Below are 13,079 nucleotides of genomic sequence, written 5' to 3'. Positions count from 1 at the left end.
TTGCCGGCGATTGGCCCGCACAGCGGTTCGTTTCATCCGCGTCTCACCCAGTCTCAATGTGCAACAGCTCAAGCCTCCCTGACTGCATGCCATGTAACGCGTAAACCACATGTATCAAGGGCTGTGAACGCGTTGACCGGCTTGGCACGCCCATTGCCCTGCCCTGGTCACAACCATGACAAGAGGCACCGTCCCATGCATTGCGAACTGCCGATCCTGCCCGCCACCCGTGCCTTCCTCGCACGCCAGCTGAAGATGCGCATTGGCGCCGACTGGCAGGACGCCGCCAGCGGCCGCACCATGACCTTGCGCAACCCGGCCAGTGGCGAGGCCCTCGCCGAGGTCCCCGCGGCCGAGGCACAGGATGTGGACCGGGCCGTGCAGGCCGCCCGCCAGGCGTTCGAACACTCGGCCTGGAGCCGGATGCGTCCGCGCGAGCGGCAGAACCTGCTGTGGCGCCTGGCCGACCTGATGCAGCGCGATGCCCAGGAACTGGCCGAGCTGGAATGCCTGAACAACGGCAAGAGTGCCGCCGTGGCCCAAGTGATGGACGTACAACTGGCCATCGACTTCCTGCGCTACATGGCCGGTTGGGCGACCAAGCTCGAAGGCAGCACGGTCGAGCCGTCGCTGCCGCTGATGCCCAATGACGACTTCCACGCGTTCGTGCGCCGCGAGGCGGTGGGCGTGGTCGGTGCCATCGTCGCCTGGAATTTCCCGCTGCTGCTGGCCTGCTGGAAGCTCGGCCCGGCCCTGGCCACCGGCTGCACGGTGGTGCTCAAGCCTGCCGATGAAACCCCGCTGACCGCGCTCAAGCTCGCCGAACTGGTAAGCGAGGCCGGCTACCCGGACGGCGTGTTCAACGTGATCACCGGCACCGGGCTGAACGCCGGTGCCGCGCTGAGCCGCCACCCGGGCGTGGACAAGCTGACCTTCACCGGCTCCACCGAAGTCGGCAAGCTGATCGGCAAGGCCGCCATGGACAACATGACCCGCGTCACCCTCGAACTGGGCGGCAAGTCGCCGACCATCGTCCTGCCCGACGCCAACCTGCAGGAGGCCGCCGCCGGGGCCGCCACGGCGATCTTCTTCAACCAGGGCCAGGTGTGCTGCGCCGGCTCCCGACTGTATGTGCACCGCAAGCACTTCGACAACGTGGTGGCCGATATCGCCGGCATCGCCAATGCCATGAAACTGGGCAACGGCCTGGACCCTAGCGTACAAATGGGCCCGCTGATCTCGGCCAGGCAGCAGGAGCGGGTCACCGGCTACATCGACCTGGGTCGCGAGCTGGGCGCGACCATCGCCTGCGGCGGCGAAGGCTTCGGCCCGGGCTACTTCGTCAAGCCGACGGTGATCGTCGATGTCGACCAGCGCCACCGCCTGGTGCAGGAGGAAATCTTCGGCCCGGTGCTGGTGGCCATGCCATTCGACGACCTTGACGAGGTGGTGGGCCTGGCCAACGACAACCCCTACGGGCTGGGCGCGAGCATCTGGTCCAACGACCTGGCCGCGGTGCACCGGATGATCCCCCGGATCAAGTCCGGGTCGGTGTGGGTGAACTGTCACAGCGCGCTGGACCCGGCGCTGCCGTTCGGCGGCTACAAGCTCTCCGGCGTCGGCCGCGAGATGGGCGCGGCGGCAATCGAGCACTACACCGAGCTGAAGTCGGTGCTGATCAAGCTCTGATTTCACCTGTGCTGGCCTCATCGCCTGGCCGGCGATGAGGCCCGGCCAGGCAATGAAAAAACCAGAAAACAACAAAAACATGGAGCACACCATGACGCACAAGCTCGCCTGCACGTTGGCCCTGCTGCTGGCCTCTCCCCTCACCCAGGCCCACGAACTGTACAATCACGCCGGCACCACCCTGGACGCCAACCTCGAAGCGCTGTTCGGCGTGTTCCACAGCGACGAAAGCTTCGACCAGTTCGGCAACCGCCAGGCCGGCAGCAGCAACTGGAGCGAGGGCTACGTCAAGTACGGCCTGAGCGCCAGCCAGGCGCTGACCGGCAACGGCACGCTTTACGGCGCCTTCAGCCTGCTCAGTTCGGCCACCTGGGGCGATGGCGACGCCGCGGGTTTCACGCTCGGTGACGAACGTCGCACCGGCATCGAGGACGCTTACCTTGGATGGCGCTCGGGCACCCTGTTTCCGGTGCTTGGCGAAGACGGCATCGATCTCTCCGGCGGGCGCCAGGTCATCACCCTCGGCGACGGTTTCCTGATCCAGGGCGACCCGGTCAATGCCGGCAACGTCGACCTGGGCGCCGATTTCGACCGTGGCGGCGCCTACTACCTGGCGGCGCGCAAGGCGTTCGACCGCACCGCCGTGTTGCGTCTGGGCGGCAAGCAGGGTTGGCGCGGCGACCTGATGTGGCTCAAGTCCGACAACCCGTTCCAGGCCGACACCTCCATGGCGGTGGCCAACCTCGAGCATGTCGCCGACGCGGGCACCCTGGGCCTGAGCTGGATCCGCGGCCTGGATGTCGACCGCCGCTACGCCGAGATCCTTGGCCTGGAACACCGCGACGGCATGGACACGGTGAGCCTGCGCGGGCGTGGCAACCTGGGAGTGAAAGACCTCGAACTGGCCGCCGAGTATGTCACCCAGGACCGCACCGACGGGCGCGAGAACGCCTGGTACCTGGAGGGCAACTGGACCTTCTCCGCACTGCCCTGGTCGCCCACCGCGACCTACCGCTACAGCCGCTTCTCGGAGCACTTCGACCCGCTGTTCTATGGCCTGAGCCGGGGCTATGGCACCTGGTTCCAGGGCGAGGTGGCGGCCAACTACGCCGGGCCATTCAACAGCAATACCCAGGTGCACCATGTGGCGCTCAAGGCCACGCCACGGGAGGGGCTGACCCTGGGCGCGCTGTACTTCGACTTCGACCCGCTCAGCACCGACCAGGGCAACCTGGGTGGGCGCGAGGTGGACCTGTATGTGGAGTGGATGGTCAACGAGCATTGGCTGATCAGCCCGCTGGTGGGGTTCTACACCCCGCAGCGCAGCGCGCAGGATGGCGGCGTGCAGTTGGGTGGCCGGGATAGCGGGGCCTACCTGCAACTGGTGGTGGGGACATTCTTCTAAATCAAAAGCCCTGTTCGCGTAACCAGCGCTCGACCATCGGCTGGTGCGCCTGTGTCACCAGGCGCTCCAGGCCGATGCCAGCCTGCAACCCCCGCACCACCGGCGCCAGCTCGACACCCTGCAGGTGCCACACCCCCAGCGGCTGATCAGCCGTCACCACCACTTCGGCCTCCTCCACCCAACCATCGCGCAGCACCGGGCGGCGCTCCACCCGCACCGCCTGCCAGTTTGCCGCCGCGTGCAGCGGTTGCGCATCCGGCCAGCCTCGGCGGCGAGCCCAGAACGGCTGCGCGCCACGCTGCGCTTCCTGGGCGTAGAAGTCGCGCCCGATCCGGGCGAAACGCAGGAACAACTGTTCGATCCGCGTTTGATGGAAGCGCTGCGCCAGGTCCGCCTGCCCGGGCCGTTGCAGCAGGGTATTGATCACCACGGGCGCCTGCAGCGCCGAGGACAAGGACTGGAAGATGCCATTGCCCGACAGCGGATCGACCGCCATCGCCGCATCGCCAACCCGCAGCCAATCACGGCCCGCGCAGTTGCCGACAAGAATTGCTGTGCTGCTGCGTGCATGCACCTGGGCAGGGGCAAAGGCCTGCTCACCGAACAGTTGCGCCACCAGCACCGAGCCACGACGAAGCTCGGCACAGTACTCGGGCAACGCCGTCTTGCCAGGCAGCCGCGCCGCCATCACGTCCAGCGTCACCTGCCAGTAGCAGCGGCCATCGGCCAGCCGCGCCATCCAGGCCCAGCCGTCGTCCAGGCTCTCCACTGCCGAGGCTGGCGTGCCGGGCTCGGTCTGCCAGAGGTTAAGCAGGCTGACCGTCTCCGGCCCGCGCAGGCGACCTTCGCTCAACGGGGCCTGACGACCACGGGCCTCGACCAGGAAATCGCCGTGCAAGGTACGCCCGTCGTCCAACTGGACCCGGTACCCCTGCCCCTGCTCCACCTCGCGCACACGCCCTTCGACGAGCTCGACACCGGCACGATTCAAGTCATCACGCAGTGCCTGATCGAAGCGCTGGCGATCCAGCAGCCACTCCTGGTTCGGTTGCAGCCGCTCACCGTTCCAGTGGACCTGCCGCGTGGCCGGCGTGGTCGCCTCGGCCAGGGCAGCGCCCAGGCCCGCATGGCGCAAGCCCTCCAGCACACGTTGCGAAACACCTTCCACTGCAGTGAAACGGCGCCAGTCGGAGACCACGGTGACGGGGTAGCCCATCCGCCGCAGCCCCAGGGCAGTAGTCGCCCCCGCAGGTCCGGCACCGAGTACCAGGATGCTCGGTTCAGACATCGGTCGACTCCTTGCGCTCAGGGCCGACGAACGCCGCATGCTGCTCCAGCCAGTGCAACAGTGCCTGCCGCGTCATGCCGGGCTCCTCGCGCAGCAGGGCCGCCACCCGTCCAGTGAACGCGGCACAGGCCAGACTGGCCCCGGCCACCCCAGCGGCGCCAGCCGCCGCGCCGAAGTCGGCCTGGGCAGTGCCCAGCCACGACCATTGCCCAGCGGCGCAGCGGGCATCGCCAGTGACGCGAATAACCCCGGGATAGCTGGCCGGATACACCGGCTCGCCCCGCGCCGGACTGGAGGCACACAGCAGCACGCCAGCGGCCACGGCCTCGGCGCAGGCCAGGCGCAGTACCGGGCGATCCTGGCGCAGACCCAGGCTCAGGTTGACCACGGTCGCGCCCGCTTCCACCAGCCACAACAGGCCAGCGGCCACCTGCAAGGCGCTGGTGCTGCCCTGCCCGGCGAACACCTGGGCCAGCAGCACCGGCTGGCCGCCGGACTCGGCCCGCAGCCGCGCCAGCACCGCGCTGCCGTGGCCCAGGGCATCCGGCAGCGGCTCGCCCTCGCACAGCACGCCGTCCTCAAGCCAGAAGCGTCGCGCTCCGCGCAGGCTATCCGCCTGCTGCGCCGAGCAGCCACTGTCGATCACGCCAATGCACAGGTCAACGGCCATGGTCGGCGGGCTCCTTGCTGCGCAATTGCCCTTCACGCAGTTCCAGGTGCAAGTCGGCATCGGCGAGGGTCGAGGCACGATGGCTGATCAGGATCCGCGTACGCCCGGCGAACAGCTGGTCGATGGCGGCAATCACTTCACGCTCGGTGGCTTCGTCCACCGCCGAGGTGGCCTCATCGAGCACCAGGATCGCCGGTTGCTGCAGCAGCGCCCGGGCGATGGCGATACGTTGCTTCTGGCCACCGGACAACTGCTGGCCGCGTTCGCCCAGCAGACCATCGAGCCCCAGCGGCAGGCTCTGCACCAGGCTGTCCAGGCGGGTCAGGCGCACCACCTGCTCGATCTCCTCACGGCTGGCCTGGGGCGTGCTGTAGGCCAGGTTCTGCGCCAGGGTGCCGCGAAACAGCACGATGTCCTGGCTGACCACCGCGATGCGCCGCCGCAGGGCCTGCAGGTCGAGCTCGCGCAGGTCGACGCCGTCGAGCAGGATGCGCCCGCCATCCGGGTCGTAAAAGCGTTGCAGCAGGTCGATCAGAGTCGACTTGCCGACGCCGGAGGCGCCACTGATGGCAATCTTGGCGCCGCCGGGCAGACAGGCCTGCACCTGGTCCAGCACCACACCCTGGCGCCCATCGTGGGCGAAAAATACGCCGTCCAGTCGCAGCTCCCCGGTCCCTTGTGGCATGGGCCGGGGATCGTCCGCCTCGCGCACCGCGAGCGCTTCCTGCTTGAGCTCCATCACCCGCCCCAGGCTCACGGCCATCCGCTGCACCGCGACGTACAGGCCCAGCAGGCTCTGCACCGGACCGACGGCCATGCCCATGTAGGTGGAAAAGGCGATCAGCGCGCCCAGTTGCCAGGTGCCCTGGATCACCCACCAGCCGCCGACCAGGAATGCGCAGGCCCGGCACCAGGAAGTCAGCGTGCCGGGCACCGCCTGGGTAAAGAACTCAGTGACCTGCACCTTGAGCAACTGCCCCATGTAGCTCTGCCCCAACTGATCGAGGCGCTCGGCCTCACGCCGCTGCTGGCCGGCGGCCTGGATGAACTTCATCGCCGGCAGCGTCTCGACCAGGAACGACGACACGTCCGCCGAGCGTTCGCGCAGGCTGCGCACCTCGCGCTCGACCTTACGTCGCATCCAGCGCAGCCACAGCACTTCGAGCGGAATCAGCAACGCCAGCAGCAGCGACAGCTGCCAGGACAGCATCAGCATCAAGGCCACCGCGCCGACCAGGCCGATCAGCGCCGATACCGCCGAGAACAGCGAGTCCACGGCAAAGCGCTGGATCTCGGCGACATCGCCATCGAGCCGCGACAGGATGTCACCGGTGCGTCGGCGCCCGTAGAAGGTCGGCGAAAGTTGTTGCAGGTGTCGGTACAAGTCGTCGCGCAGGGCGAACAGGATGCGCCCGGACAGGCGCGTGTGCAGGTAGCGGTTGACCCCGGCCAGCAGTGTGCCGAGCAGGCCGGCGATGATCATGATCGCCGCCATGTGCCAGAGGGTCTGGTAATCCTTGGCCAGCAGGCCCTCGTCGATCAGCGTCTTGACCAGCCAGGGTTGCGCCAGGGCCAGCAGCGAGGCGCCCAGGGACAACCCCAGGAGCACGCCGATGGCGCCACGCTGCGGGCGTACGAAACCGTAGAGCCAGGCCAGGGCCTGGCGCATCAACTGCGGGTCGCTGGATTCGATCAATCGGGAAAACAATCCGCCCATGGCTCAACCACGCAACTGCTTGAGCTTGCGGTACAGCGTCGCCCGGCTGATGCCCAGGGCCTCGGCCGCGGCCGAGACATTGCCCTGGTGCCGGGCCAGTGCGGCGCGGATCAGTTCCAGTTCGTTGTCGCGCAGGCTGCCGGACGGCGCGGCGCCGCTGGCCAGTTCATCGAGCAGGCAGTCGGTGAGGTGGTCGAGGGTCAGCACCTGCTCACCCTCCTCGCGCATTGCCAGGGCGGTGCGCACCACCATTTCCAGCTGGCGGATGTTGCCCGGCCAGTCGAAGTTCTCCAGCAGCGCGACCAGTGCCGGGTCAAGGCTGACAGCGCGGGCCCCGGCCTTGTCCAGCAGGCCCTGGATGATCGTTGCCAGGTCGTCGCGCTCGCGCAGTGCCGGCAGGCGCAGGGACACGCCATTGACCCGGTAGTAGAGGTCTTCGCGGAAGTGCTGGTCGGCGACTCGGCGCTTGAGATCGCGGTGGGTGGCGCAGATCAGCGCCACGTCGATGTCCTGCTCGTCGCCGGCGCCAAGGGGCGCCACGCGGCGCTCCTGCAGCACACGCAGCAGGCGCGCCTGCAGGGCCAGCGGCATGTCGCCGATCTCGTCGAGGAACAGCGTGCCACCATGGGCCTGCATCAGCCGCCCGACCATGCCGCCCCGGCGCGAGCCGGTGAAGGCGCCGTCGCGGTAGCCGAACAGCTCGGACTCGATCAGCCCCTCGGGAATCGCCGCGCAGTTGACCGCCACGAATGGCTTGTCGGCACGCGGACCGGCCTGGTGCAGGGCACGGGCAACCACCTCCTTGCCGGTGCCGGTTTCGCCCAGCAGCAGCACCGGCAGCCCGTTCGCCAGGCCCTGGCGGGCCATGCGCAAGGCACGCGCCAGACGCGCATCGCCACCGGCCAGCGCTTCCAGTGCCTGGGCCTTCGGCGCTGCTGGTTTGGCGACCGGGGACGGGCCACTGATGCGCGCATGCCGTGGCAGTTGCAGCGCCCGGAAAAAGAACTCGCCCGCAGCCGTCTGCACGCTGCTGACACCGCCCTGCCACAGGCGCGCGATGAACGCCGGGGAGCGTTCGCCCAACAGGTCGCTGCTGCGCCGCCCGAGCAGCGCCTGGCGTGGCATCTGCAACAATTGGCAGGCATTGTCGTTGGCTGCCAGCACCTCGCCCTCCAGGCTCAGCGCCAGCAAGCCCTGCCAGGCGCTGGCCAGGTATTGCGGACGGCTGTGGAAGGCCAGCACCAGATGCTCGGGATGGTAGAGCCCGAACAACCGGCCTTCGATATTGCCAGCGGCGAGCAGCAACGTGGACAGGCTGTCCTGAGGCTGGGCCATGACCCCTTCACGGGTCACATCGAGCACGCCGATCACTTCGCCACGCGGATCACGTAGCGGCACCGAGGTGCAGGAGAACGGGCTTAGCCGGTCCAGGTAATGCTCGCCGCAGTTGATCAGGGTCGGCTGGCCCTCGACCACTGCCGTGCCGATGGCATTGGTGCCGCGCAGGGCCTCGCTCCAGCAACTGCCAGGGTGCAGGTCGCGCAGGCCCTCGCGCTCGAGCACGTGTTTCTGGCCGTCGATCGTCAGCACGTTGGCCTGGGCGTCACCGAGGATGACGATGCCGCTCTTGCCCTGGCGCTTGATCAGGTAGTCCAGTTCGGGGGTAGCTGCGTCGATCAGCAGGCGGTTGTGTTCCAGCAGCGTGTCCAGGTCCAGGCCGTGGCGAATACCCAGGCCGACCTGCTCGCCCTGCAGGCAGTCCAGGCCATGGCCAAGGCTGCGCCGCCAGGAGGCGTCGATCTCGTCGCGCAGCATGCCGCAGGGCAGTTCGCCTTCGCTGGCAAGCTTGAGGCGGACCAGGCGAGATTGCTGCAAGGGGTCGTTGGCGGTTGTTGTTGGAAGTTGTCGCGCCATTGCGTGCTCCTGATGTGCCCCGCTCAGGCGGGGCAACGGGCATCGGATTTTTCGGCAGTGTGCTTCAGAATTGGCTGTCAGTCATCAGCCACGACAGACACCGAGCCTCACCCCATTCCCCAATGCTGGGGCCACCCGCCCACCATGGCTACCTCGCCAGACCGTTGCCGGGACGCTGAAACCCTCGTCGCAAAGGCCCTGGACGCCCCTCTGCAAAACTTGGCACAACAGTTGCCGATCCCTCCCCAGACGCCCCAACCCATGGGCCCGTTTGCAGGAGGAAGCAACTCATGCACCGACCGACACCCCACCCGCTGGCCGTGGCGATCTTCGCCGGCCTGCTCCAGCTCCCGGCCCAGGCTGCGCTGTATGCGGTCGACACCGGCCCCTACACCCTGCCCACCGGTAAGTTCCCTGCCTGGTACCAGGACAGCCACGGCCGGGTGCTCGACCTGTGCCTGTCCAAGGCGGTGAGCTCCAGGGTCGCCGGTGCTCCTGGCGCGCCCTCGTACATGTGCACGCTGCTGCCGACACCCGGCGTGTTCGACGACACCCAGCCAGTCGTCTTCCCCAGCAACTTCCCCGACGAAGCGTTCTGGTTCACCGCCGACGCCGCCATCGTCGATGCCGCCCGCGGTATCGACCTGAGCTACGGTTCGGCCATCGAAGCCGCGTTCAGTGCCGAGGAACCGGTGGATGGCGACCAGGTCAGCTTTGCCCGGGTGCGCATCCGCGTCGATGTGCCAGTGGCCGGTACCTACACCATCACCCACCCTTACGGTGTCGATGTGTTCGAGGTGGCGGCTGGCGGACGCCGGGCGATCAACATGACCCGCGACATCGGCATCGGCTCGCCAGGCGACTACAGCGGCGCGCTCAGGGGCGACGTCGGGCCGTTCCTGCGCAGCGTCAACGGCCCCTATACCGAAACCAACCCAGGCACCGGCGCCAGCGAACGCTTCATCGGCGACCCGAACCTGGAGGAGCCGGTCACCGGCAGCCCGTTCAACACCAACTTCGTACGCATCGAAGGGCCCAATGGCATCGACCTGCGTACCGAGCTGTTCGCCATCTCCGGCAAGCTGTCCACGGTCAACCGCCCGACGCCGCTGATCCCGCTGCGCAGCACCTATTCGCGACACACCGTGAATGGCGACCTGCGCGCCCAGCAGGATGTGTTCGTCATGGCCCCGCCGGCGCCCGCCACGGTCACCCTGACCAGCCAGACCCCCACCCTGCCCCTCGGCGAGGCCAACGGCACCGGTGCCTGGTACGCCCAGTCGCCGCTCAACCCGACCCTGCCGCTGACCTTGCAGGTGACCGCCGACAACAGCCTGGCCATCGCCACCAGCACCCCGACCAGCGCCCCCATGCCGCTGACCGACCTGGTGACCATCAGCCGCGCCGAATACAGCCTGGGCAGCGGCCAGCTGACCCTGGTGGCCAGCAGCAGCGACGAGACCAGCCCGCCGGCCCTCACCGCCCGCACCGGCAACGGTGCGTTGATCGGCGGCCTGAGCGGCAACGGCGCGGTCAAGACCCTGACCACCGGGCTCTCGCCGATCCCGCCAGCGACGGTGCAGGTCACCAGCGCCCATGGCGGCAGCGACAGCGAAGACGTGGTGCTGGTGCCATGAACAGGACACGCCTTCAAGGAGGCAGCATGAATACTTGGTCGCGTCGCGCGCTCTGCGCCGCCGGTTTCACCCTCACCCTCAGCAGCGCGGCCTGGGCCGCGCTGTCGGAGGTCGACCCCGGCCCCTACACCTTCGCCACCGGGGGCTACCCCATGTGGTACAAGGACGCCAACAACCTCGCCCTGGAGCTGTGCCAGTCGCGCGCCACCAGCACCCGATCACCGGGCGGCCCGGGCGCTCCAGCCTACATGTGCACCCTGCTGCCCGAGCCCGGGGTCTATGACGATGCCCTGCCGCTGGTGTTCCCGGACAACTGGCCACCGGAGATGTTCTGGTTCCTGGCCGAGACCGAGATCCCCCAGGTAGGCAACAGTGGCTACGAGCTGGAGGTCTACGTTGCCGGCCTCGAGGCGGCCTTCGCCGCCGAGAATCCGGTCAATGGCGACCAGCAGAGCTTCGCCCGCATCCGCATCCGCGCCTCGGTGCCGCGCACCGGCACCTACACCATCACCCACCCCTATGGGGTCGAGACGGTCAACGTGACCACGGCGGGCCGGCGGGCGATCAACATCACCCGCGACATCGGCATCGGTGCCCCCGGCAACTTCAGCGGCGCGCTGAACGGCAACCTCGGCCCGTTCCTGCGCGGTGTCGGCGGCCCCTACACCGAGGTCAACCCGGACACCGGCGCCACCGAGACCTTCGTCGGCGACCCTAACATCACCGAGGCGGTGACCGGCAGCCCGAACAACACCAACTTCGTGCGTATCCAGGGCCCGGCGGGCACCATCCAGACCAACGTCTTCACCGTCTCCGGCAAGGTCCTCGACCAACGCCAGCAAACCCCGGCGACGCTGGAACGCGCCACCTACCAGCGCAACGCCGCGGGCACCCGCGTCGAAGTCTTCGCCAAGGCGCCGAACAGCGCCAGCCTGTGCCTGCGCAACGGCCTGGCGCTGGTCGGCTCGCCGCCTTCGCCCTGCCAGTTCAGCATGCTCGCCGACAACAACGGGCTGTTCTTCAACCAGCAACTGAGCCAGGCAGTGCCACCGTCGGTGGTGGTGGTCACCGCCAGCAGCCCGGCCGGCACCACACGCCCGACCTCGCTGTCGAGCAAGCTCAGCGATGTGGTCAAGGTGGGCACGGCACGCTATGACTGGAGCGCCAAGCGGTTGCTGATCGAGGCCCGTTCCAGCGACGAAGTCGTGGTGCCGGACTTGCTGGTCCAGGGCTTCGGACGGATGTCCAAGTCCGGCGTCCAGCAAAGCCTCACGGTCAACGACCTGGCCCAGCCGCCTGCCAGCATCACGGTCAAGTCGGCACATGGCGGTTTCGACGTGGAACCGGTGGTGGTGGTCGGCAGCGCTCCAGTGCAGGCCGAGAACCAAGCCCCCGTGGCCCAGGCCGACAGCGGCAGTACCAGTGTCGGCATACCGATCACCCTCAACCTGCTGGCCAACGACAGCGACCCGGACGGCAACGTGCCGCTGAGCATCACCGACCTCACCCAACCGGGCACCGGCCTGGGCGGCGTGGTGATGAACGGCACCACGGCAGTGACCTACACCCCACCGGCCGGGGCCACCTCGCCGCTGGTGGCGACCTTCAGCTACCGCGCGCAAGACGCCAAGGGCCTGAAATCGCCGGTCACCACCGTGACCGTCAACGTCGCGCCGAACCGTCCACCAACCGCAGTGGCCGACAGCGCCGCCACCCTCGGCGTGCCACTGACCATCAACGCCCTGGCCAACGACACCGACCCGGAAGGCAACCTGCCACTGACCATCGCCAGCGTCACCCAGCCGACCCCGGCCGGGCGCGGCACGGTGAGCACCGACGGCAACGTGATCACCTACACGCCACCGGCGACGGTCACCGCGGCGTTCACCACCAGCTTCACCTACGTCGCCCGTGACGCAATCGGCGCCACCTCGACGCCGGGCACGGTCACGGTGCAGGTATCGCCACGACCGGCACAGGAGACCTTCGCGGTCACCGCGGCGACGGTCACGGCGCGCTCCAACAACCGCTTCAACTGGGACATCAGCGGCACGTCCTCGGTGACCACCGGCAACACCATCACGGTGCGGGTGACCACCACCAGCGGCGTGCAGACCCTGGGCACCACCACCGTGCCGGTCACCGGCCGCTGGCGCCTGACGGTGAGCAACAGCACCACGCTGATCCCGACCGCCGCGCCAACCGCGACCGTGACCAGCAGCCAGGGCACCACTCGCACCACCAACGTGGTCGTGCAGTAGCGCCGGGAGGATGCCATGAACGCCCTGTTTCCACTGCTGCTGTGCCTGGCCCTCGGGGGCCAGGCCTGGGCCGACGACCTGATGGACAACGCCGACCTTGCCGCCGGCAGCGACCTGGGCGAGCCACTGGTGCTGCGCCTGCTGCCAACCGGCGCCGGCCAGGTCGCGGTGATCGAGCAACTGGGCAGCGGCAACCGTGCCGCCCTCGACCAGAGCGGCCAAGCCCTGCTGGGCCGGATCGTCCAGGCCGGGGGCGCGCAGGAGGCTTACATCCTGCAGGAAGGCAGCGACCTGACGGCCGTTATCAGCCAGCAGGGCCAGGGCAACGACGCGACGATCCGCCAGAGCGGCAGCGGCAACAGCGCCGCCATCGAGCAGATCGGCAACCACAACAGCGCCACCATCGACCAGCGCGGCACGGGGCTCAACAGCGCCGTGACCCAGGCCGGCAACGGCCAGCAGGTCCACATCACCCAGTACCGCTAGGCACTCATCGAC

Annotated in this window: 9 protein-coding genes; 5 read left to right on the top strand and 4 right to left on the bottom strand. The window is 68.3% G+C overall.

The window, feature by feature from the left end; translation table 11 throughout:
* Positions 1-195 precede the first annotated feature (195 nt).
* Positions 196-1,689, top strand: coding sequence for an aldehyde dehydrogenase family protein (locus CCOS191_RS11760; protein ID WP_046855353.1), 1,494 nt, complete (start codon positions 196-198; stop codon positions 1,687-1,689).
* A 91-nt stretch (positions 1,690-1,780) separates the two neighbouring features.
* Positions 1,781-3,094, top strand: coding sequence for a hypothetical protein (locus CCOS191_RS11755; protein WP_046855352.1), 1,314 nt, complete (start codon positions 1,781-1,783; stop codon positions 3,092-3,094).
* A 1-nt stretch (position 3,095) separates the two neighbouring features.
* On the opposite strand, the gene qhpG is transcribed toward CCOS191_RS11755, so the two are convergent.
* Genes qhpG through CCOS191_RS11735 form a run of 4 tightly spaced genes read right to left on the bottom strand, consistent with a single transcriptional unit; the run spans position 3,096 to position 8,683 of the window.
* Positions 3,096-4,382 carry a flavin-dependent monooxygenase QhpG gene (gene qhpG, locus CCOS191_RS11750; protein WP_046855351.1) on the bottom strand — a complete coding sequence of 429 codons (1,287 nt, stop codon included), beginning with the start codon at positions 4,380-4,382 and terminating at the stop codon, positions 3,096-3,098.
* Positions 4,375-5,052, bottom strand: coding sequence for a subtilisin-like serine protease QhpE (gene qhpE / locus CCOS191_RS11745; RefSeq protein WP_046855350.1), 678 nt, complete (start codon positions 5,050-5,052; stop codon positions 4,375-4,377). Before qhpE ends, qhpG begins: the two co-directional genes overlap by 8 nt.
* Complete coding sequence (locus tag CCOS191_RS11740) at positions 5,042-6,769, bottom strand: ABC transporter ATP-binding protein (RefSeq protein WP_046855349.1); 1,728 nt, start codon at positions 6,767-6,769, stop codon at positions 5,042-5,044. The genes qhpE and CCOS191_RS11740 overlap by 11 nt, the downstream gene beginning before the upstream one ends.
* A 3-nt stretch (positions 6,770-6,772) precedes the next feature.
* Positions 6,773-8,683 (bottom strand): sigma-54-dependent Fis family transcriptional regulator, encoded by a 1,911-nt coding sequence (locus tag CCOS191_RS11735; RefSeq protein WP_046855348.1) that lies wholly within the window; start codon positions 8,681-8,683, stop codon positions 6,773-6,775.
* A gap of 290 nt (positions 8,684-8,973) precedes the next feature.
* Between CCOS191_RS11735 and CCOS191_RS11730 the strand changes: the two genes are divergently transcribed.
* From CCOS191_RS11730 to CCOS191_RS11720, 3 genes are read left to right on the top strand one after another with little or no spacing between them, the layout of a single operon-like run.
* The gene (locus CCOS191_RS11730) at positions 8,974-10,320 is read left to right on the top strand and encodes a hypothetical protein (protein ID WP_046855347.1); all 1,347 of its coding nucleotides are present in this window, start codon (positions 8,974-8,976) and stop codon (positions 10,318-10,320) included.
* 26 nt (positions 10,321-10,346) lie between these two features.
* Positions 10,347-12,581 (top strand): Ig-like domain-containing protein, encoded by a 2,235-nt coding sequence (locus CCOS191_RS11725; RefSeq protein WP_046855346.1) that lies wholly within the window; start codon positions 10,347-10,349, stop codon positions 12,579-12,581.
* A 15-nt stretch (positions 12,582-12,596) separates the two neighbouring features.
* Positions 12,597-13,067: a curlin gene (locus CCOS191_RS11720; protein ID WP_046855345.1), complete on the top strand. Its 471-nt coding sequence runs from the start codon at positions 12,597-12,599 to the stop codon at positions 13,065-13,067.
* Positions 13,068-13,079 lie beyond the last annotated feature (12 nt).

This window comes from Pseudomonas sp. CCOS 191, assembly GCF_001007005.1.
Classification (GTDB): domain Bacteria; phylum Pseudomonadota; class Gammaproteobacteria; order Pseudomonadales; family Pseudomonadaceae; genus Aquipseudomonas; species Aquipseudomonas soli.
The sequence above is the reverse complement of the archived record's forward strand: the minus strand, read 5'-3'. Positions and strand labels throughout refer to the sequence as shown.

Bases quoted from the DNA above. Each gene is read 5' to 3' on its own strand.
- CCOS191_RS11760 (WP_046855353.1), top strand. From the start codon at position 196: ATGCATTGCGAACTGCCGATCCTGCCCGCCACCCGTGCCTTCCTCGCA.
- CCOS191_RS11755 (WP_046855352.1), top strand. From the start codon at position 1,781: ATGACGCACAAGCTCGCCTGCACGTTGGCCCTGCTGCTGGCCTCTCCC.
- qhpG (WP_046855351.1), bottom strand. From the start codon at position 4,382: ATGTCTGAACCGAGCATCCTGGTACTCGGTGCCGGACCTGCGGGGGCG.
- qhpE (WP_046855350.1), bottom strand. From the start codon at position 5,052: ATGGCCGTTGACCTGTGCATTGGCGTGATCGACAGTGGCTGCTCGGCG.
- CCOS191_RS11740 (WP_046855349.1), bottom strand. From the start codon at position 6,769: ATGGGCGGATTGTTTTCCCGATTGATCGAATCCAGCGACCCGCAGTTG.
- CCOS191_RS11735 (WP_046855348.1), bottom strand. From the start codon at position 8,683: ATGGCGCGACAACTTCCAACAACAACCGCCAACGACCCCTTGCAGCAA.
- CCOS191_RS11730 (WP_046855347.1), top strand. From the start codon at position 8,974: ATGCACCGACCGACACCCCACCCGCTGGCCGTGGCGATCTTCGCCGGC.
- CCOS191_RS11725 (WP_046855346.1), top strand. From the start codon at position 10,347: ATGAATACTTGGTCGCGTCGCGCGCTCTGCGCCGCCGGTTTCACCCTC.
- CCOS191_RS11720 (WP_046855345.1), top strand. From the start codon at position 12,597: ATGAACGCCCTGTTTCCACTGCTGCTGTGCCTGGCCCTCGGGGGCCAG.